Here is a 20,602-nt window from a genome sequence, read left to right as displayed (position 1 = left end):
CCAATCGGCCGCGCTTCACCAGAAGCACGGGCTTTGGTCGACTCGGCACTGTCGCCGCCCCGTCTAGCGCGGAACCGCTTGTATCCCCGAGACCGAGCGCTCTGTTTCGCCGGAGAACACCACGAAGGCAAAGATCAGCACGGCGACAGCGACAATCATTGAGCCGGTGGCGACAATCGGCTCGAGCGCCGGATTTCCCTGCAGCATTAGGTAAAGGGCCGGCAGCATCACGACCAGGCCGAGATTGTACACGCCGTAGTGGATCATCGCGCTCCTGCGGGCGGCCTTCGCCGGGTTCAACGCATAGTAGCCGCCGAATATTGCACTGGTGACCCATCCCAGCAGGTTGATGTGCGCGTGAGCCGGAAACGCGCCGTGATCGCCTGAAATTGCCATCTGCAGGCCAGCTGCAATTCCCAGAATTAGAAAGACGATGGCTGTCTTGAAAAAGAGTTCCGAAACCTTAGGCATGTCATTCCCCCAAACCGTTTTTGCCGCCGCATCATGCTTTGGTTCCAGCGACCTGCCAAGGGGACCGTCGGGCCTGCGGAACCATTTATCGCCGGCCTGACAGCCCATCGGCGGCCGGCCGCCGGGCCTGGCCGGTTCGCGAGACCAGCCGGCAAAAAATATGCACTCACGCTAATTTAATTGCAACATTACCCGCCAGGCTTCCATGTCGTTTCTCGCCCAGGGAAGTGTCCTGCACGATCTTGGTGCCATACGCGCCGAAGATCTGCCCGTCACTGTTGCAGCAAGGCCTCGCCAAACTTCTCCCACAGCTGTGCGCAATCTGTTGCTCTGAGGCTGGGGGTTCCGAGTGGGCCATATCTGATGACGGCGGCGTGAACATCATAGCCAACGATAGGTGCATTGGCGACAAAGTGGATAGCCTCGCCCAATCGGCGAGAGCCAATTGGCGCATCGGTTTTGTTGGTGATGTCGAAGACACCACAAATATCCACTTCCTGATTTCTGGCTGCCAACGCAGCTTCCATTACCTGTTCGTGCATCATCGAAATCTCTCCTAACGGTCTAAGTCTAAGAACTTGTGCCGGTCCGGCAGCTGACAACTGGCAAATCGAAGTGCCTTTTGCAGCATCTCGATTGGCTCTTGCTGCGAGCCACTCCGCCCGCTCCCGCGGCAAGCCGATAAGGCAACTGCCAGCGAAATCCGCAGGCACGTCCACGGTCGCATCAAACACGGCCCACGTGCCAGTCGGCTCCTGAACGGGCAAAAACCTCATAACAGCGCCTGCTAATATACTATGCCGACTGTGAGGACGGGACTTTTTTCCTGCATCAACTAAACGAATGAGAGCTGGTGTCGAAATGGCAGGCGACGCTCGTCGAAAACAAATCGTCGGCGACATCGCCAGAATCGAAGGTGCGCCTGAGCAGCGATCCGGCAGCATTCGGGGCTCGCCGACAGGGACAAGCACAAGATGCCGGAGACAAGCAGCCAAATGTTCATCCAGAACCGCGATTTCGTTGCGGATAGATGGTCTCGCCGCGCTTCAGCATCTCCACGAACGCCGCGATCTTCCTCTTGCGTCCGGCTTCGGTCTTCATGTTGTGGATGCGGAAGGCGAGCGCGAAGCGGTTTTGCCCGCTGAGCTTTGCCAGCATCTCTTTCGCCCTGGGCTCGGCGTCTATTGCCGCCTGGAGATCGTCGGGGATCTTCATCTCCTTACCGCTCTTGTAAGCGGGCGCCCAGCGGCCATCGGCCTTGGCTGCCTCGACTTGCTTCAGCCCGTGCTCGGTCATCCGGCCCTCCTCAATCAGCCGGGCGACATTGTCGACATTGATCTGGCTCCAGGTGCTCTTCTTGCCGCGCGGGGTGTAGCGCTGCAGGTAGCTTTTGCCGTCCAACGCCTTTCGCACCGCATCGATCCAGCCCCAGCACAACGCCACGTCGATGGCTTGCTTCGGCGTAATCGACGGCAGCCCCGAATCGAGCTTATGGATCTTGATCCAGACTTCGTCCTCGCTGTCGTGATGCTCGCCAAGCCAGGCATGGAAGCTTTCGGCATCCCTGAACTCGCGCACCTTGGCGGGGTCGACCTTGACAGGCGCCATCAGCCGGTCCGCCCGTGACGCAGGCGCGTAACGACGCCGAACCGCTTGCGGGCCGCGCGCGCGCTCATATCAGCTCCGACAACCGGGATCATGGTTCGCTCCCCTCAACGATGCGAATACGTAACCTAGACGATCTTTCTGCTTTCATCATCAAGAGCGTCTCCCTCCAGGTACCGCTCCAATGCCTCCATTGGCCACTGACACTGATCTTACTCGTACGGAACCGCTCGGCATTCCGCAGATTTATTTGCAACTTCTAATTTATCTGGATGCATGCTGAGAGCCTTCAATTAGGCCGCCACCCATTGCACTTGACGGTCTCTCGAGCTGTCTCTAGCCCGAACTGCTGCCGTCTCGGTCGATTTTCTAACGCAACCAAGCCTTTACCTTTCAGCCAGTTTGGAGTTGCCGCCGCGTCGCGTTCGTGGCCCGGTACAACCAGGGCGCTCAATGCGGCATTCGGCAACGGTCGCCTCACCGACCGCCAAGGCAACACCACCGTCAAGGCACACAGGAGATAACAATGGGCATTTTCGACAGTATCAAAGGTGCGATTTTCGGAAACGCGGTTGCGGCCGAAGCGCAGCCGGCGCAACCGTCTCCCGCGCCTGCTTCGAGCACGGCCACCCAGCCGACGGCGCCTACCCGATCCGTCCCGGCTGCAACCCCGGCCCCGGCAGCGCCGGCCGCGCCGTCCCCTGCTCCGGACATCGCTGCCATTCTCGACAAGGCGGTGGCCGCGAAGGGGCAAAAGCTCAACTGGAAGAATTCGATTGTCGATCTGATGAAGGCTCTGAATATCGACAGCAGCCTCGGCGCCCGCAAGGAGCTTGCTCACGAGCTGAACTACACCGGCGACATGAACGACACCGTAACGATGAATCTGTGGCTGCATGATGCACTGATGAAAAAGCTGGCCGAAAATGGCGGCAAGCTTCCGAGCGACCTGGCCGCCTAGGTCATAAGACAAGCAATTCCAGGAAAACGTGTGAACGGTTTTCCGTCCGGAATTGCGTCAAACAAAAAAACAGACCGGTTCGGCGTTTCCATGAAACGACGAACCGTCCTGGTCCTGCCCGCACCGTGGTTCTTGCTGCGCTGGCTTCGGCCGCAACCGAGCAGACCACACTGCCAAGCATCAGACTGCCAAGTAAATAAAATTTAGACCGATCCCGGCCGCTGGGATTGGGTCTATGGCGAAGTCGCATGGCACAAAAGCGCTGCCGCCTCGCGCCCGGATTGCCTCACGCAAACCGACGATTTTCGGTCGCTGCCCGCACGCTGGTAGGACCACCATTTCGCTGGCGAAACGCGACGTTCGGCGTATCATTCTCCCGGGAGAGGGTTCATGGTGGGAGGAAGCCAATGAACGTGGTGCAGAGGGTGCCTGTCGCCGACTTGACGGCCCAAGAGCTTGTTTCATCTGCGCTTTCACGGTTCGGTGCCGGCGACACCATATCGACGAGGGCGATGCTGGACATCCTTCGCAGGACGGCTCCGGCCTGCGGCAACAGTGACGACGATCTGGTCGAGCTTATCGTCATGACGGCCGTTGGTAGGACCATGGGCGTCGTGTTCGACCATCGCTCCTATTAGCAATCCGGAACGAATATCAGGCTGCAGGAGCAGTGGCGGGCGGTTGGCAGCGCCGCCAAAGAAGCCAGCCTGTTTGTGCGTGAAGGTCGGCCTGGCACCAAGCAATTGCTTTGAGCAAAACCGCTGCTCATGCCGGGTCATGCCCGAGGGCGGTAATTGGGCGACACGCTCGAAGGAACTCGCTGAAATCTTGCCCGTTATGCTCTCGTTGAGATGAGGAGAGCTGCCATGGCCGACGACAAAACCAAGACCGACAGTCGCGACCGCTCACGAGTGGCGGGCGGCGAGGATTACGAGGTACGTCACTTCGCCGAGGAAGCGGGCATTACCCCGGATCAGGCACGCACGCTGATCAAGCGCCACGGCACCGACCGCAAGGTGCTGAACGAAATCGCCGAGAGCATAAGAGCGTCGTAATGGCTGACAAGAAAACCGCAACGGCCGACCGCAAGACGCGCGATGCGGACGAAAAGGAGGCTCTGCGTCTGGCCGAAACCACCGACGTTTCGCCGAAGCAGGCGAAGGATCTGATGCGCAAGCACGGCAAGGACAGCCCGAAGGTCGAGAAGGAGGCCAAGAACTTCAAGGCCGAGGGCTGAGCCGCCGAGCCGGTTGGACGCGCGGCACAGGGTTGTGGCCGCAATCCTCCAGCTTATCGGTTTTCTAACAAATTCGGCCTATCCCTTCCGCTATCGCGGCTCAGGGATGCCATATGCACGGGATATCTGGTGAGGCCAGGCCGTCGATAGACGACATACGGCATGTGAGGCTGGTGTTTTGCCTGCTGGCGGCGGTCGTGATGGCGGCGGCGCTCCTCGCCTTTGCCACCTCCCTCCTGCAGGATCCCGATAGCTGGTGGCACATCAAGGTCGGCATGGATATGCTGGCAAGCCGCACATTCCCCACCGTCGACATCTATTCCTACACTTTTGCCGGCCAGCCATGGATCGCCAAGGAATGGCTTAGCCAGGTTCTCCTTGCAATTGCCTTTGAAGCCGGCGGCTGGAACGGCGTGGTGCTGCTGGCGACTGCAGTAATCGCGCTGACGGCCTTCTTGACGTCGTGGTATCTCAGCGCGTGGTTGAAGCCGACGCTGGCGATAGGACTGACGCTGGTTCTCGCGCTGTTGATCGGGCCGATCTATGTCGCCCGGCCGCACATCTTTACCTTGCCCATCATCGTCGTCTGGACCGCCGGTCTTTTCGAAGCCGCACGCAACGAGAAAGCGCCGCCTTTGTGGCAGCTGGCGCTGCTTTGCCTGTGGGCCAATCTCCACGCCACCTTCACCTTCGGTTTCGTCATCGCCGCCTTCGCCGGCCTCGACCTCGTCATGCGCACGCGCTTGTCGAACCCCCGGCTGCTGGCCAAGTGGATCGCTTTCGGGCTGCTTTGCCCGCTGATCAGCCTGCTCAATCCCTATGGCGTCAAGGCCATACTCGCCACATTCACCGTGGCCTATGGCAATGAGGCGGTGCCTTACATTGCGGAGTGGCAGCCGTTCGACGCCTCGCGGCATACCCTCCAGGAGGTGGCCCTGCTGGTGGCGTTTTTCGGGCTGCTCGTGTCGAGATTGCGCATTGGCTGGGCCAAGGCGCTGTTCCTTGTCTTCACGTTGCACGTCTATCTCACCCACATACGGTTCATGTACCTGTTATTTCTTCTTGTCCCGGTCGTCCTTGCCGTCGAGGTCGCGCAACAATATCCAGCGCTTTCAGCCGCAAAATGGGCGGCTGAAAAGCGCGACGGACTCGAGCAATTTTTCGCGCGGCAATTTTCCAGGATTTGCGCTGGACTTGCCGTTTTGGTGGTTTCGGCGGCTGCGGCGTTCATGGCGTATCCGGTGGTGCCGAGCCAGAAGACCTCGGCGAGGGACGCGCTGGCATTCGCCCAAACCCATAAACTGTCGGGCAATCTGCTGAACTCCTACAATTTCGGCGGCACGCTGATTTTCCATGGCATCAGGACGTTTATCGACGGCCGCGCGGATCAGCTCTTCCTGAATGGCTTTACGGAAACGGATGAGCAGACTGGGCACAGCCGGGGCAAGCCGATCCTGAAAGCCCAACTCGAGAAATATACGGTAGGCTGGGCATTGTTGACCGCCGACGACAGCCGCATTCCGTTCTTCGAGGAACTGGGCTGGAAGCGGGCCTATGCGGACGATTACGCGGTGATCTATACCCGCCGCGACTGATCCCGGCAGCTTCGCGCGCCGGTGCGCACCTCCCTCCTGAAGCTGTGGTCAGTGCCGAGGCGGCGAAATCCTTATGGGATTTTGATTTCTTTGCTCCGCGTCCCGTCTCGAACCTTTATGGCACTTTGATCCATATTCGCCGAAGCGATGTATCCGGCCGCCGATGTGATGCGGCGACAGGCTCGGATAGTTTTGTCCAAGTTGAAAAGAACAAACACCAAGGAAAATGCACGATGGACATCGTTGTTGTCGGGATTGGAATCGCGTTCTTTGCTCTATGCTTCGGCTACATCAAAGCCTGCGACAAGCTGTAAGTTTAGGGGATCGCAACATGCTTTTCGACTATATCCTCGGCGGCGCCGTGACCTTGTTTCTTCTCGCTTACCTGACATACGCCCTCGTTCGCCCGGAACGCTTCTGATCTCCGCTGGCAAGGAGCCAACCCCATGACAATCAACGGATGGCTGCAGATCCTCGTCTATTGCGGGATCGTAGTTTTGCTGGCCAAGCCGCTCGGCGGCTACATGCATCGCGTTTTCAGCGGCGAGCGCACATTCCTATCGTCAATTCTGGCCCCGCTCGAGCGCGGGCTCTACCGCATATCAGGGACCAGCGAGCGCGAGGAGCAGCACTGGACCTCCTATGCGGCGGCCCTGCTGTTCTTTAACCTGGCCGGCTTCCTGGTGCTCTATTTGCTGCAACGGCTGCAAGGCGGCCTGCCCTACAATCCGGCCGGCATGACCGCCGTCGAACCTGGGCTGGCCTTCAACACCGCCGCCAGCTTCATGACCAACACCAACTGGCAGAACTACGGCGGCGAAAGCACGATGTCCTATCTCGTGCAGATGGCCGGCTTGACCGTGCAGAATTTTCTGTCGGCGGCGACCGGCATCGCCATTGCGGTCGCACTGATCCGCGGCTTTGCCAGGGCCTCAGGCAAATCCATCGGCAATTTCTGGGTCGATATGACCCGCTGCACGCTCTATCTGCTTTTGCCGTTCTGCATCGTCCTGACGCTCGTCTATGTCTATCTCGGCATGCCACAGACGCTCGCTGCCTACGTCAACGCGACGACGCTCGAAGGCGCGCAACAGACCATCGCGGTCGGGCCGGTCGCATCGCAGATCGCCATCAAGATGCTCGGCACCAATGGCGGCGGTTTCTTCAACGCCAATGCCGCGCATCCCTTCGAAAATCCCGATGCAATCTCCAACCTGATCCAGATGGTGACGATCTTTGCCCTCGGCGCGGCGCTGACCAATGTCTTCGGCCGCATGGTCGGCAACCAGCGCCAGGGCTGGGCAATTCTGTCGGCTATGGGCGTGCTGTTCATCGCCGGCGTTGCCGTCTGCTACTGGGCCGAGGCCGCCGGCAATCCTCTGGTCCATGCCCTCGGCATCGACGGCGGCAACATGGAGGGCAAGGAGAGCCGCTTCGGCATCGCCCTGTCGGCACTGTTTGCCGTCATCACCACGGCCGCGTCCTGCGGCGCGGTCAATGCCATGCATGACAGCTTCACCGCACTCGGCGGCATGATCCCCATCATCAACATGCAGCTCGGCGAGGTCATTGTCGGCGGCGTCGGCGCCGGCTTCTACGGTATCCTGATGTTCATCGTCATTGCCGTTTTCGTCGCCGGGTTGATGGTCGGACGCACGCCCGAATATCTCGGCAAGAAGATCGAGGCCAAGGAGGTCAAGATGGCTATGCTGGCCGTGCTCTGCCTGCCGCTGGCAATGCTGATCTTCACCGCTATCGCGGTGGTGCTGCCGACCGGCGTTGCTTCCATCGCCAACGCCGGTCCACACGGCTTCTCCGAGGTTCTCTATGCCTACACCTCGGCCGCGGCGAACAATGGCTCCGCCTTTGGCGGTCTCAGCGGCAACACGCCCTGGTACAACATAACGCTCGGCATCGGCATGCTGATGGGCCGCTTCCTGGTCATCATTCCGGCGTTGGCGATTGCTGGCTCGCTGGTTGCGAAGAAGACCGTCCCTGCCTCCGCCGGCACCTTCCCGACGGACGGTCCGCTGTTCGTCGGACTGCTGGCCGGTGTCATCCTGATCGTCGGTGGCCTGACCTTCTTCCCTGCCCTGGCGGTCGGACCGATCGTCGAGCACCTGGCGATGATTCACGGTCAGACATTCTGAAACGGCGATGCCCTGGTTCAAGATCATACCTCGAAAGGTCCGGCATCGCCCCGAGCCGGAGGGGGAGAAAACGCCCCCTCCTTTCCCGACGCTGTCCACATTCCTCGCTATTGCGGCAGCCTTGATCATGATCTGGCTGCTGGCTTACGGGCCGCCGCACCTTCGTTCGGCACACGATCGACCGGTCAACAACATCGACACTGGAGCCACCAAATGAGCCCGTCGAAATCCGTGAGCATCATGGATACCCGCATTCTGTGGCCCGCTATCGGCGGTTCCTTCAGAAAACTGAACCCGCGCACCTTGATGCGGAACCCGGTGATGTTCGTCGTCGCCGTCGTCTCGGCGCTCACCACCGTGCTGTTCGTCAAGGATCTCGTTACCGGCGGCGGCGATCTTGGCTTCACGCTGCAGATCATCATCTGGCTGTGGTTCACCGTGCTCTTCGCCAATTTCGCCGAAGCGGTGGCCGAAGGCCGCGGCAAGGCGCAGGCAGACTCGCTGCGCCGGGCGCGCACCGAGACGCAGGCCAAGCTGTTGAACGGTGGCGACCGCAGCAAGTTCAAACTGGTGCCCGGCACCAGCCTGAAGGTCGGCGACATCGTGCTGGTCGAAGCCGGCGACATCATCCCCTCGGACGGCGAGGTGGTCGAAGGCGTGGCTTCAGTCAACGAGGCGGCCATCACCGGCGAATCCGCACCGGTCATTCGCGAATCCGGAGGCGATCGTTCGGCGGTGACCGGCGGCACGCAGGTCTTGTCCGACTGGATCCGCGTGCGCATCACTGCGGCTGCCGGCCATACGTTCCTCGACCGCATGATCTCGTTGGTCGAGGGCGCCGAGCGCCAGAAGACACCCAACGAGATCGCGCTTAACATCCTGCTCGTCGGCATGACGCTGATCTTCGTGCTGGCGACGGCGACGATCCCGAGCTTCGCCTCGTATTCGGGCGGCTATATCTCGGTGACCGTGCTGGTCGCCCTGTTCGTTACCCTGATCCCGACCACAATTGGCGCCCTGCTGTCGGCCATCGGCATTGCCGGCATGGACCGCCTGGTGCGCTTCAACGTACTCGCCATGTCGGGCCGCGCCGTCGAGGCGGCCGGCGATGTCGACACGCTGCTGCTCGACAAGACCGGAACCATCACGCTGGGCAACCGTCAGGCGACGGCATTTCGTCCGGTCAAGGGCGTCACCGAACAGGAACTGGCCGACGCGGCCCAGCTTGCCTCGCTTGCCGACGAAACGCCGGAAGGCCGCTCGATCGTCGTCCTGGCGAAGGAAAAATACGCCATCCGCGCCCGCGACATGGCAAGCCTGCACGCGACTTTCGTGCCCTTCACCGCGCAAACCCGCATGAGCGGCGTCGATCTGGAAGGCTCCTCGGTCCGCAAGGGCGCAGTCGATGCGGTGCTTGCCCACGTCAACCTCTCGACCGTTGCCACAGGCAGTACGCGCCCCGGCAGCGACACCGTCCGCGACCTCCAGGGGATCGCCGCCGAGATCGCCAAATCGGGTGGCACCCCACTGGCGGTCGAGCGCGACGGGCGCCTGCTCGGCGTCGTCCATCTGAAGGACATCGTCAAGGGCGGCATCGCAGAACGCTTTGCCGAATTGCGCCGCATGGGCATCCGCACGGTGATGATCACCGGTGATAATCCGATGACCGCGGCGGCGATCGCGGCGGAAGCCGGCGTCGACGACTTCCTTGCCCAGGCGACGCCCGAGGACAAGTTGAAGCTGATCCGCGACGAGCAGGCCAAAGGCAAGCTGGTCGCGATGTGCGGCGATGGCACCAACGATGCGCCGGCCCTTGCGCAGGCCGATGTCGGCGTTGCCATGAACACCGGCACGGTCGCGGCGCGCGAGGCCGGCAACATGGTCGATCTTGACAGCGATCCGACCAAGCTGATCGAGATCGTCGAAATCGGCAAGGCGCTGCTGATGACGCGTGGTTCGCTGACCACCTTCTCCATCGCCAACGACGTGGCCAAGTATTTTGCCATCATCCCGGCAATATTCGCCGTCTTCTACATCGCCCCGGGCCAGACCGCCGGGCCGCTGCAAGCGCTCAACGTCATGCATCTGGCGACGCCGCAGAGCGCTATCCTCTCGGCCATCATCTTCAACGCGCTGATCATCATCGCGCTGATCCCGCTGTCGCTAAGGGGCGTCAAATACCGCGCGGTCGGCGCCGGTGCGCTGCTCAGCCGCAATCTCATTGTCTATGGTCTCGGCGGCGTCGTCGTCCCCTTCGTCGGCATCAAGGTGATCGACATGGCTATCACTGCTCTCGGTCTCGCATAAGGAACCACGTCGATGCTCAATCAAATCAGGCCCGCGATCGTCATGATCGTCTTCTTCACCGTTCTGACGGGTTTGGTCTATCCGATCGGCATGACCGGCATTGCCCAGGCGCTGTTTTCGCGCCAGGCCAATGGCAGCCTGATCGAGAAGGACGGCAAGCTCGTCGGTTCCGAGCTGATCGGCCAGGCCTTCACCAGCGACCGCTATTTCCATGGCCGTCCGTCGGCTGCCGGCGACGGCTACAATGCCGCCGCCTCGGGCGGCTCGAATCTCGGCCCAACCAACCCGAAGCTCATCGACCGTATCAAGAGCGACGCCGAAAAGTTGAGAGCAGAAAACCCGAACCAGCCGGTGCCGATGGATCTGGTCACCACGTCCGGCAGCGGGCTCGATCCGCATATCAGCCCCGATGCGGCCTATTTTCAGGTTGCCAGGGTGGCCAAGGCCAGGGGCGTCGATGAATCCAGGATCAAATCGGTTGTCGACAGCCAAGTCGAGGATCGCGAGTTGGGTTTCATCGGCGAGCCGGTGGTCAATGTGCTGGCCCTCAACCTTACGCTGGACGATGCGATGAAACAATGAAAGGCGGCGCCGGGATCGACACCGAAGCCGGCGCCGTTCATGATTGACCCTTATGCCAGACGACAGCCGCACCGCCGAAACCAGGCCGTCTCCCGACGCGCTGCTCGCGCATGCCGAGCGGGAGGAGCGCGGTCGCCTGAGGATATTTCTCGGCGCCGCCCCCGGTGTCGGCAAGACCTACGAGATGTTGATGTCGGGCCGCGCCAGGCTGGCCGACGGGGTCGACGTGGTGATCGGCATCGTCGAGACGCACGGCCGCAAGGAAACCCAGACGCTGGTCGAAGGCTACGAGGTCATTCCTCGCCTTGAGATCGATTATAAGGGGCGGATCCTCGAGGAGATGGATCTCGACGCCATCCTCGCCCGGCACCCGGCGCTGGTTCTGGTCGACGAACTCGCCCACACCAACGTCGCCGGCAGCCGTCACCCCAAGCGCTATCTCGACGTCCAGGAAATCCTGACGCACGGCATCGATGTCTACACGACACTGAACATCCAGCACGTCGAAAGCCTGAACGACGTCGTGGCGCAGATCACGCGCGTCAGGGTGCGCGAGACGGTTCCAGACTCGATCATCGACCAGGCCGACGACATCGAGATCATCGACCTCACCCCCGACGACCTGATCAAGCGGCTGGAGGAAGGCAAGGTCTACTTCCCCAACACCGCCCAGCGCGCCATCGAGAACTACTTCTCGCCGGGCAATCTGACGGCCCTCAGGGAGTTGGCGCTCCGCCGCACCGCCCAGCGTGTCGACGAGCAGTTGCTCAACCATATGCAGGCCCACGCGATCCCGGGACCGTGGGCGGCCGGAGAAAGGGTTCTCGTCTGCGTCGACGCACGTCCGGGCGGAGCGGCTCGCATCCGCTATGCACGCAGGCTGGCCGACCGGCTCCGCGCCCCCTGGACGGCGCTTCATGTGGACACCCCTCGCTCAGCCGCCATGCCCGAGGAGGACAAGGATCGGCTGGCGACGCAGCTGCGCCTTGCCGAGCAGCTCGGTGCCGAGGCGACGACCATTCCGGGTCAGAATGTCGCGCAAGACATCGTTCGCCACGCGACGGCGAACAACTTCACCCATATCGTGATCGGCAGGCCGACCCGATCGCGCTGGCGCGAATTGATCGAAGGCTCGCTCACCTATGATCTCATCCGCGACGCCGGCAACATCAGCGTCCATGTAATTTCGGGAACCGACCAGGGCACCGACGCACCCTCGAAAAATGTCAGCGCGGCAACCGAGCAGAAGCAGTTTCAGGTTAGGCCCCACCTGCTAGCCACAGCCTATGTCATGGGCTCCCTCGCCTTCAGCACTGTTCTCGACCAGTTTCTCGACGTTCGCAATCTGGCCATTGTCTTTTTGCTGGCGGTGCTCACATCGGCTGTAACGGGCGGGCTCTGGACAGCGTTGTACGCCTGTGTCGTCAGCGCCCTTGCATTCAACTACTTTTTCCTAGAGCCGCGCTACACACTGACGATCAGGGATCCGGAGAGCATCGTTGCGCTTGCCGTGTTCCTTGTTGTCGCCGTTATCGCCAGCAATCTGACGGCGCGGGTGCAGCGTCAGGCGATCGCCGCCAGCTCACGGGCGCGCGCCACGGAAGACATCTATCAGTTTTCAAAGAAGCTCGCCGGCGCCGGTACCCTGGACGACGTGCTATGGGCCACTGCCTTCCAGATCGCCTTGATGCTGAAGCTGCGCGTGGTGCTGCTTTTGCCGGAGGACGGCACAATCGCGGTCAAAGCCGGCTACCCACCCGACGACACGCTGGCCGAGGCCGACATCGCAGCAGCCCGCTGGGCGTGGGAGCATAACCGCGCCGCCGGGCGCGGCGCCGACACCCTGCCCGGAGCAAAACGCCTCTATCTGCCCCTGCGGACCGGACGCACGGCGGTGGGCGTTGTCGGCCTCGACAACGACAAGCAAGGTCCGCTGCTAACCCCCGAGCAACAGCGTCTGCTCGATGCGCTCGCCGACCAGGCGGCGGTCGCCATCGAGCGTATCCAGCTCGTCGCCGATGTTGACCGGGCCAAGCTTGCGGCCGAGGCAGACCGTCTGCGCTCGGCCTTGCTCACCTCCATTTCCCACGATTTGAAGACGCCGCTTGCCGCCATCATGGGCGCGGCCGGAACACTCAGGGAATTCGAGGCCGCACTTCCCGAGCAGGACCGGGCGGAACTGCTGTCGACCGTGCTTGATGAATCGGAAAGGCTGAACCGCTTCATCGCCAATCTGCTCGACATGACCAAGATAGAATCCGGCACGATGGAGCCGAATTATGCGTTCCACTATGTCGGCGACATTGTCGGCTCAGCCCTGCATCGGGCCCGCAAAATCGTCGGCGAGCACAAGACTGAGATCGATATCCCATCGGATCTGCCGATGTTGCGGCTCGACCCCGTTCTGTTCGAACAGGTGCTGTTCAACCTCCTCGACAACGCTGCAAAATACGCGCCGCCAGGTTCGACGATCCGCCTGCAAGCCTGGGCCGACCATGGCTTCGTCATCCTGCAGATCATGGATGAGGGACCAGGCATTCCGCCGGCGGATCTAGAGCGCGTGTTCGACACTTTCTACCGTGTGCGCAAGGGTGACCAGGTGCGTGCCGGCACCGGGCTCGGATTGTCGATTTGCCGTGGCTTCATCGAAGCGATGGGCGGGACTCTCTCGGCGGCAAACAGAACCGACCGCTCGGGTGCGGTTTTCACCATCAGGATGCAGGTGGTGCCGGCAGAGCTGCCCAACCTCGGCGAACCCGATGCAGGCCATCAGAATATGGACGATGTGGCATGACGAGCCTGGACGTCAGGATATTGGTGGTCGACGACGAACCGCCGATCCGAAAACTGCTTCGCGTCGGGCTCGGCAGCCAGGGCTATGCCATCAGCGAGGCGCCGAACGCCAACGTGGCGATCGAACTCATGGAGGCGGAAAAACCGGACCTGATCCTGCTCGATCTCGGACTGCCCGGCATGAGCGGTCATGATTTGCTGCGCAAATGGCGCGACGACGGCCTCGATATTCCCGTGGTCATCCTCTCCAGCCGCACCGACGAGGCCGGCATCGTCTCGGCCCTCGAACTCGGCGCCGACGATTATATCACCAAGCCGTTCGGTATGAACGAGCTTGTCGCACGCATCCGCGTAGCGCTTCGCCACAAGTTCCAGAAGCAGGGTGAGAGACCGGTGTTCGAAACCGGCGACCTCTCCGTCGATCTGGTGAAGCGCATCGTCAAGGTCGAGGACAGGGAGATAAAGCTCTCGCCGAAGGAATACGACATTCTTCGCACCTTGGTGCAGCACGCCGGCAAGGTTCTCACCCACCAGTTCCTGCTGAAGCAGGTCTGGGGCGATTCCACCGACGTTCAATATCTCAGAGTCTACGTCCGGCAGATCAGGCAAAAGATCGAAAAAACGCCCGACCAGCCCCGCTATATCACCACCGAGACCGGCGTCGGATACCGGCTGCGCGAAGTCGATTGACGCGACGGGCGTCCGAAGCCGAAATGCCTCTTCCAATCCGCTTCAAATCAGCGGCGGCCATGGCGTCGTCCGACAAAAGCCCTATATTGAGGCAAGAACGGATTTGTGCGGGAATGAACGGATGCCACGGCTTCTCCTACTGCAGTTTTTTGGGTCGGCAATGCTGACTGCGGCGATGCTGTGGGGCGTAAATCCTGCTGCATCGGCACAGGTCGTCAGCCCCGCCGATCGCAACGTGTTGATCCAGCAAGACCAGTTGCAGATGTTGGAGAACAGGCTGCGGCGGCAGCAATACCAGCAGCAGCAACAGCAGTACCGTGCCCAGGATCGCCAAATCCCAATACCGCAACGGCAGGAGGTACCGCAGATGAGGCCAACTTGCCAGTTGCTGCCGTCGGGGAGCGGCTTTGTCAGCACCTGCCGCTGACGACCGGCCCCTTTCATTTATTTAGCCGACTTATATACTGGGGAAACCGCTCCGCTTGCGCCCCATTGAGGGCGGCCGACTTTGCAACGCTGCCCTTGCCGTCTGGGCACCGCTTCGACTGGATTATCGAATGGCAGCCAGCAAGAAGAAGGTCGTACGCAAGGCAAGGAAGGGCGACGGGGTTCGCCAGGTCGCGGCGATTCCCTTTCGGCTGAACGAGCATGGCGATGTCGAGGTGATGCTGGTCACATCGCGAACGACGAGGCGCTTCATCGTACCGAAGGGCTGGCCGATGAAGGGCAAGAGCGGCCGCAAGGCAGCCACCATCGAAGCACAGGAAGAAGCCGGTGTTCTCGGCAAGACACTGAAACAGCCGGCCGGTACCTATCACTACTGGAAGCGGCTGGCGAACCGGTTCGTTCGCGTCGACGTCGTCGTCTATTTGCTGGAAGTAACCGAGGAACTTGCCAATTGGCAAGAAGCCGAGAGACGGCAGCGGGCATGGCTGACGCCGACCGACGCGGCGTTGCTGATCGACGAGCCGGATCTTTCGACGCTAGTGAGGAACATCAGGATTGCCGAACTGGAGCACAATCCCAAAAAGCAGAATCCGGCGTTCGGAAAAGATCACACTCGATAAAAGATGGGGGCCTGCCCCGACTGTGTGTGTCGGGATGGAATTGGTTCCAGCGCCCGCCGCCGTCTCTTGAACCGATGCCTCACTGACTGCCATCGTCTTCCTCGGGCAGAGGCCGCGCCGGCGTGCCGGTATAGGCCCACAGCCATTCGCGCGGCAGTGGCCCTTTGTTGCGGTCGCTTTCCTGCGACTGTTCCCACGCATGTGCGAGGATGCCGACCGAGCGCGACAGCACGAAAAGGCCGCGCGTCAGCGGCGGCGGGAAGCCGAGCTCGCCGTAGATGATGGCCGTCGCACCGTCTATATTGAGCGGGATTTTTTTGCCCTTGCGCCGCGCAACTTCCGCCTCGACCATCTCGGCGATGTCGGCGAAGCGCCCGCTGACGACGCCGCGCGCGGCAAAGTCGCGGGTCAGTTCGATGAGGCGCGGCGCCCGCGGGTCGACCGGGTGGAAGCGGTGGCCCAGCCCCGGCACATAGCCGTCTTCCCCAGCAAGGACACGATCAACCCGCGCCGACACCGCGTCCGCGAGCGGCACGCCGGCGTCCAGTTCGGCGGCGATGTCTCCGTAGAAGGAGAGCGCCTGTTCGCCGGCGCCTCCATGCACGTCGCCAAGCACGTTGACGGCCGACGCCATGGCGCTGTTGATGCCGACACCGCACGTGATCGCCATGCGGGCGATGGCGATGGACGGCGCCTGCGGCCCGTGGTCGACGGCGGCACCCAGCGCGATGCCAAGCAGCGCCGCCTGCTCCTCGCTTGGCAGTTCGCCGCGCAGCATCAGCCAGATCATTGCCGGAAAGCTGACGCGGCCGATCAGATTCTGGATTTCATAGCCGCGCAGCCGGATGACGCCGGGCCGCATCTCGATGATGCCGGTCTGCCACCATTCCTCGCCGCGCGCGCGGCCAGTCTTGTTTTCCGTGTCGCTCATGTCTTCTTTCCGTGCCGCTCATGCCTTCGCTCTTTTCTTGGCGCGTGGCGGCAGGTTGGCAAAAACCTCGTCCATATGCTCGCCCAGCCCCGGCGGCGGCCTGCTCGGCAAAGGTGCCTCGCCATCGACCATGAAGCCGCCGCGCACCACGGTCAGCGGCCTGTCCATGCCGGACACAGCCGGGAAGCGCGCCGTCATGCCGCGCTCGATCACCTGTCGCTCTTGCAGGACCTGCGGGATTGTCAGTACCCGGCCTGCCGGCAGGCCGGCGCGATTGAACGTCTCCTCCCAGGCGGCGGCCGAGCCGCTCGCCAAGGCATCCTCGATCAGCGCTTTCAATGCAATGCGGTTCTGCTTGCGCGTTTCTCGCTCGGCAAAGCGGACATCCGACGCCAGCTCCGGTCGACCGATCAACCGGCACAGTGTGACGAACTGCTCCTGCTTGTTGGCGGCGATGTTGAGCAAGCCGTCGCCGGTGCGAAACGCGCCAGACGGTGCGGCCGTCATGTTTTCATTGCCCATCGGCTGCGGCTCGACTTCCGCCGTTAGATAGTTCGACACCGGCCAGCCGAGCGCAGAAAGCGTGCATTCGAGCATCGAGACGTCGAGGAACGCGCCCTCGCCTGTCGTCTTCTGCTTGACCAATGCGGCGGTAATGGCGAATGCCCCGACCAGCCCGCCAAGCGTATCGGCGACGGGATAGCCGACACGCAGCGGCGCCGTTTCCGGTGTACCGGTGATGCTCATAATGCCGGAAAGACCCTGGATGATTTGGTCGTAGGCTGGATTGTCGCGCATCGGCCCGGTCTGGCCGAAGCCCGATATCGCACAATAGACAAGGCTTGGCCGGACCTCTTTCAGCCTGGCATGGCCAAGCCCCAGCCGGTCCATTACGCCGGGGCGGAAATTCTCGACCAGCGCGTCGGCCGAAGCGACCAGATCGAGAAAGCGTTCGCGGTCGGCCTCCTGCTTGAGATCGAGCGCCACCGAGCGTTTGCCGGCATTCTGCGCCAGGAACGAAGCGCCCATGCCCGCCCGGTTGAGCTCCGGAGAGGCGCCGAGCTGGCGCGCCAGATCACCGCCTTGCGGCGTCTCGACCTTGATGACGTCGGCCCCGAGCAACGCCAGCTGGTAGGCGCAATAGGGGCCGGCCAGCACATTGGTCAGGTCAAGGATGCGGATGCCGGCCCGAGGCCGATGCCACGCCGGCCGCGCTCAAGGCCAAGCTGGAAAGTGAGATCGTGCGCTGGAAGCCGATCATCGAAGCGGCCGGCCAGTACGCCGACTAAAGATTTTAACGGGGCGCCGCCAGCGCCCCGTTTTTACACCGGCATCGGCACGCCCCTGAGGCGGGCCGGGAGGACGCCATGAAACCTTTCGCAATCGACAGAACCAACGGCATATGCGCCGCGCTGTTGATCTTTATTGGCGCCTTTTTCGCGCTGCAGTCACTGGGCCTCGAAATCGGCACCGCCTTTCGCATGGGGCCGGGCTATTTCCCGCTGGTGCTGGCGATCGTGCTGATCCTGCTTGGCGCTGCTATCCTCGTCCAAGCGGTGCGTTTCGAGAGCGAGCCGATCGGTTACATTGCGTGGCGCGGCATGTTGTTCATCCTGCCTGCTCCGATCTTCTTCGGCCTGACGGTGCGCGGCCTCGGCTTCATCCCGTCGATCTTCCTGACGGCGCTGATCGCATCGTTCGGTAGCGGCCGTATGAAGCCACTGACTGCACTCGTCCTGTCAGCCGGCCTGACGCTGTTCGCATTCGTCGTCTTCAACTACGCACTCGGCCTGCCGTTCCGGCGTTTCGGCCCATGGCTGCCACTATCGTTGTGAGGAGATGAAATGGAACTCCTCAACAACCTCGCACTCGGCTTTTCGACAGCCACATCTTTGGCAAACCTCGGTTTCTGCCTGATCGGCGTCCTTCTCGGCACGCTGATTGGCGTCCTGCCCGGCATCGGCGCCACCGCTACCATCGCCATGCTGTTGCCGATCACCTTCCAGATCGGCGACCCGGTTTCCTCTCTCATCATGCTCGCCGGCATCTATTACGGCGCGCAGTATGGCGGCTCGACCACCGCCATTCTCATCAACATGCCCGGCGAATCCTCGTCGGCCGTCACCGCAATCGACGGCTACCAGATGGCCAGGAACGGCCGCGCCGGAGCAGCTCTGGCGACCGCGGCGATAGGCTCGTTCTTTGCCGGCACGGTGTCGACCTTCCTCGTCGCCATCTTTGCCCCACCGCTGACGGCGATAGCACTGAGATTCGGCGCGGCCGAATATTTTTCGCTGATGATCGTCGGCCTGGTCTCGTCCGTCGCGCTCGCCCACGGCTCGATCGTCAAGGCGCTGGCCATGGTCGTGCTCGGCCTGCTGCTGGGACTTGTCGGCACGGATATTTACACCGGTACGCCCCGCTTCACGCTCGGCATCCGCGAATATGCCGACGGGCTGAATTTCGTCGCAGTGGCGGTCGGCGTCTTCGGCGTCGCCGAGATACTGCGCAACCTCGAAAACGAGCATGAGCGTTCCGTGCTGATTCGAAAGATCTCCGGCCTTATGCCGACCCGCGACGATTTTCGGCGCATGGCGGCTCCAATCGTGCGCGGAACGATCATCGGTTCGGCGCTCGGCATCCTGCCGGGAGGCGGCGCGATCCTTGCCGCCTTTGCCTCATACACCGTCGAAAAACGTGTCTCGAACAATCCGGGCGAATTCGGCAAGGGCGCCATCGAAGGGGTCGCCGGGCCGGAATCGGCCAACAATGCCGGCGCGCAGACCTCCTTCATCCCGATGCTGACGCTCGGCATTCCGGCCAACCCGGTAATGGCGCTGATGATCGGCGCGATGATCATCCAGGGCATCGTGCCCGGCCCCAATGTCGCCATCGAACAGCCTGCGCTGTTTTGGGGTATCATCACCTCGATGTGGATCGGCAATCTGATGTTGACTGTCTTGAACCTGCCGCTGATCGGGCTTTGGGTGAAACTTCTTACGATCCCCTACTATGTGCTCTTCCCGATCATCATGGCGTTCTGCTCGATCGGCGTTTACAGCGTCAACACCAACGTCTACGACCTCTATGCCGTCGCCTTCTTCGGCTTGCTTGGCTACCTCCTGACCAAGCTGCGCTGCGAACCTGCGCCGCTGCTGCTCGGCTTCGTGCTCGGCCCGCTGCTCGAGGAAAACCTGCGCCGCGCCATGATTCTCTCGCGCGGCGATCCGAGCACCTTCGTGACGCGGCCGATCAGCGCCAGCCTGCTCCTCATCGCGCTTGCGGTGCTCGTCATCGTGTTTCTCCCCGCGGTCAGGAAGAAGCGCGAGGAGGTGTTCGTCGAAGAGAGTTCCTGAACGTGGACGGCGCCACATAGGAGGAACTTCAGAGTCACTTGGCGGGCACTGATTCAGCAGCCGCTTCTACTGACCCGAGCGGCGCGATCTCGACCAGCGGTGCAGGCACGCTGGTCGTCTTTTCCTTGGCCTTGCAGATATCGGCGATGACGCAGGCTGGGCAATCCGGCTTGCGCGCCTTGCAGACATAGCGGCCGTGCAGGATCAGCCAATGATGGGCATGCCGCATATATTCGTCCGGAATGATCTTCAGGAACCCGTGCTCCACCTGTTCCGGCGTCTTGCCCGGCGCCAGCCCGAGCCTGTTTCCGATGCGGAAGATGTGCGTGTCGACCGCCATCGTATGCTGCCCGAAGGCTACGTTCAGCACGACATTGGCGGTCTTGCGGCCGACACCCGGCAGCTCGACCAGTTGATCGCGATCCTCAGGCACCTCGCCGCCATGGTCACGGATCAGCGCCTCGGACAGCGCGATGACGTTCTTGGCCTTGTTGCGCCACAGCCCGATGGTGCGGATATGGTCGCCGAGCCTGGTCTCGCCCAGCGCCAGCATTTTCTGCGGCGTGTCGGCGATTTTGAACAGCGCCCGCGTCGCCTTGTTGACGCCGGCATCCGTCGCTTGCGCCGAAAGCACCACCGCCACCAACAGCGTGAAGGCGTTGATATGTTCGAGCTCGCCTTTCGGCTCCGGCCGCTGAACGGAAAAGCGCCGGAAAATCTCATGCACCTCGGCGAGGCTGTAAAGCGCCCGGGATCTTGCCGGCCGCGGACGCGGCTTGACGTTCGAGCCGTCGCGGCGGCCGGGCAACAGGTCTTTTTTTAGCGCCGAAGAGTTTTTGGGCTTGGGGCTTGTCATT

22 protein-coding genes and 1 pseudogene are annotated in these 20,602 nt (G+C 61.9%); 17 read left to right on the top strand and 6 right to left on the bottom strand.

Translation table 11 applies throughout. The features are described 5' to 3' along the window. Window positions 1-63 precede the first annotated feature (63 nt). The 3 genes from NKH70_RS08345 to NKH70_RS08335 form a co-directional block, all read right to left on the bottom strand. On the bottom strand, window positions 64-471 hold the full coding sequence (locus NKH70_RS08345; RefSeq protein ID WP_352713737.1) for a hypothetical protein: 408 nt from the start codon (window positions 469-471) through the stop codon (window positions 64-66). 272 nt (window positions 472-743) lie between these two features. Continuing rightward, window positions 744-1,016: a hypothetical protein gene (locus NKH70_RS08340; protein ID WP_352516899.1), complete on the bottom strand. Its 273-nt coding sequence runs from the start codon at window positions 1,014-1,016 to the stop codon at window positions 744-746. A 454-nt stretch (window positions 1,017-1,470) separates the two neighbouring features. Beyond that, a complete protein-coding gene (locus tag NKH70_RS08335; RefSeq protein WP_352713740.1) occupies window positions 1,471-2,079 on the bottom strand; it encodes a YdeI/OmpD-associated family protein in 609 nt (202 codons plus the stop codon). A 523-nt stretch (window positions 2,080-2,602) separates the two neighbouring features. On the opposite strand from NKH70_RS08335, the gene NKH70_RS08330 reads away from it, so the two are divergent. From NKH70_RS08330 to NKH70_RS08265, 14 genes are all read left to right on the top strand, one after another. Beyond that, window positions 2,603-3,037 carry a DUF3597 domain-containing protein gene (locus NKH70_RS08330; RefSeq protein WP_352713743.1) on the top strand — a complete coding sequence of 145 codons (435 nt, stop codon included), beginning with the start codon at window positions 2,603-2,605 and terminating at the stop codon, window positions 3,035-3,037. Between the two features lie 407 nt (window positions 3,038-3,444). Next, window positions 3,445-3,675, top strand: a complete 231-nt coding sequence (locus NKH70_RS08325; RefSeq protein WP_352713745.1) for a hypothetical protein — start codon at window positions 3,445-3,447, stop codon at window positions 3,673-3,675. A gap of 228 nt (window positions 3,676-3,903) precedes the next feature. Next, window positions 3,904-4,092, top strand: a complete 189-nt coding sequence (locus NKH70_RS08320; RefSeq protein ID WP_292657372.1) for a DUF3606 domain-containing protein — start codon at window positions 3,904-3,906, stop codon at window positions 4,090-4,092. Next, window positions 4,092-4,274, top strand: a complete 183-nt coding sequence (locus NKH70_RS08315) for a hypothetical protein (protein ID WP_352516894.1) — start codon at window positions 4,092-4,094, stop codon at window positions 4,272-4,274. Before NKH70_RS08320 ends, NKH70_RS08315 begins: the two co-directional genes overlap by 1 nt. A 113-nt stretch (window positions 4,275-4,387) precedes the next feature. Further along, entirely contained in the window at window positions 4,388-5,869 is a 1,482-nt protein-coding gene (locus NKH70_RS08310; protein ID WP_352713748.1) for a hypothetical protein, read from the top strand. Window positions 5,870-5,913: 44 nt separating this feature from the next. Next, complete coding sequence (locus NKH70_RS08305) at window positions 5,914-6,183, top strand: hypothetical protein (protein WP_352713751.1); 270 nt, start codon at window positions 5,914-5,916, stop codon at window positions 6,181-6,183. 17 nt (window positions 6,184-6,200) lie between these two features. After that, window positions 6,201-6,290, top strand: coding sequence for a K(+)-transporting ATPase subunit F (locus tag NKH70_RS08300; RefSeq protein ID WP_023675300.1), 90 nt, complete (start codon window positions 6,201-6,203; stop codon window positions 6,288-6,290). A 25-nt stretch (window positions 6,291-6,315) separates the two neighbouring features. Next, window positions 6,316-8,019 carry a potassium-transporting ATPase subunit KdpA gene (kdpA, locus tag NKH70_RS08295; RefSeq protein WP_352713753.1) on the top strand — a complete coding sequence of 568 codons (1,704 nt, stop codon included), beginning with the start codon at window positions 6,316-6,318 and terminating at the stop codon, window positions 8,017-8,019. 213 nt (window positions 8,020-8,232) lie between these two features. Beyond that, window positions 8,233-10,326, top strand: a complete 2,094-nt coding sequence (kdpB, locus tag NKH70_RS08290) for a potassium-transporting ATPase subunit KdpB (protein WP_352713755.1) — start codon at window positions 8,233-8,235, stop codon at window positions 10,324-10,326. A 12-nt stretch (window positions 10,327-10,338) separates the two neighbouring features. Next, window positions 10,339-10,908: a potassium-transporting ATPase subunit KdpC gene (gene kdpC / locus NKH70_RS08285; RefSeq protein ID WP_352713758.1), complete on the top strand. Its 570-nt coding sequence runs from the start codon at window positions 10,339-10,341 to the stop codon at window positions 10,906-10,908. 52 nt (window positions 10,909-10,960) lie between these two features. Beyond that, the gene (locus tag NKH70_RS08280) at window positions 10,961-13,702 is read left to right on the top strand and encodes a DUF4118 domain-containing protein (RefSeq protein WP_352713760.1); all 2,742 of its coding nucleotides are present in this window, start codon (window positions 10,961-10,963) and stop codon (window positions 13,700-13,702) included. Next, window positions 13,699-14,391, top strand: coding sequence for a response regulator transcription factor (locus NKH70_RS08275; protein WP_352713763.1), 693 nt, complete (start codon window positions 13,699-13,701; stop codon window positions 14,389-14,391). Before NKH70_RS08280 ends, NKH70_RS08275 begins: the two co-directional genes overlap by 4 nt. Before the next feature lie 121 nt (window positions 14,392-14,512). Continuing rightward, the gene (locus NKH70_RS08270) at window positions 14,513-14,818 is read left to right on the top strand and encodes a hypothetical protein (protein ID WP_352713765.1); all 306 of its coding nucleotides are present in this window, start codon (window positions 14,513-14,515) and stop codon (window positions 14,816-14,818) included. Window positions 14,819-14,948: 130 nt separating this feature from the next. Continuing rightward, a complete protein-coding gene (locus NKH70_RS08265; protein WP_352713768.1) occupies window positions 14,949-15,458 on the top strand; it encodes an NUDIX hydrolase in 510 nt (169 codons plus the stop codon). A gap of 79 nt (window positions 15,459-15,537) precedes the next feature. On the opposite strand, the gene NKH70_RS08260 is transcribed toward NKH70_RS08265, so the two are convergent. Together NKH70_RS08260 and NKH70_RS08255 are read right to left on the bottom strand one after the other, a co-directional pair. Further along, entirely contained in the window at window positions 15,538-16,389 is an 852-nt protein-coding gene (locus NKH70_RS08260; RefSeq protein WP_352713771.1) for a citryl-CoA lyase, read from the bottom strand. A gap of 18 nt (window positions 16,390-16,407) precedes the next feature. Next, on the bottom strand, window positions 16,408-17,547 hold the full coding sequence (locus NKH70_RS08255; protein ID WP_353025079.1) for a CaiB/BaiF CoA transferase family protein: 1,140 nt from the start codon (window positions 17,545-17,547) through the stop codon (window positions 16,408-16,410). A 32-nt stretch (window positions 17,548-17,579) separates the two neighbouring features. Here NKH70_RS08255 and NKH70_RS08250 point away from each other — a divergent pair. The 3 genes and pseudogenes from NKH70_RS08250 to NKH70_RS08240 form a co-directional block, all read left to right on the top strand. Beyond that, window positions 17,580-17,678, top strand: a pseudogene (locus NKH70_RS08250) (tripartite tricarboxylate transporter substrate binding protein BugD); the annotation flags it as partial. Window positions 17,679-17,756: 78 nt separating this feature from the next. Then, window positions 17,757-18,224 (top strand): tripartite tricarboxylate transporter TctB family protein, encoded by a 468-nt coding sequence (locus NKH70_RS08245; protein ID WP_353025078.1) that lies wholly within the window; start codon window positions 17,757-17,759, stop codon window positions 18,222-18,224. Window positions 18,225-18,233: 9 nt separating this feature from the next. Beyond that, window positions 18,234-19,745 (top strand): tripartite tricarboxylate transporter permease, encoded by a 1,512-nt coding sequence (locus tag NKH70_RS08240; protein WP_353025077.1) that lies wholly within the window; start codon window positions 18,234-18,236, stop codon window positions 19,743-19,745. Between the two features lie 34 nt (window positions 19,746-19,779). Here NKH70_RS08240 and nth read toward each other — a convergent pair whose 3' ends face one another. Beyond that, the gene (gene nth, locus NKH70_RS08235) at window positions 19,780-20,601 is read right to left on the bottom strand and encodes an endonuclease III (protein WP_352713794.1); all 822 of its coding nucleotides are present in this window, start codon (window positions 20,599-20,601) and stop codon (window positions 19,780-19,782) included. Window position 20,602 lies beyond the last annotated feature (1 nt).

It is taken from the genome of Mesorhizobium sp. M0991 (assembly GCF_040318915.1).
Lineage (GTDB): Bacteria > Pseudomonadota > Alphaproteobacteria > Rhizobiales > Rhizobiaceae > Mesorhizobium.
This window is presented reverse-complemented; position numbering and strand designations above follow the sequence as displayed.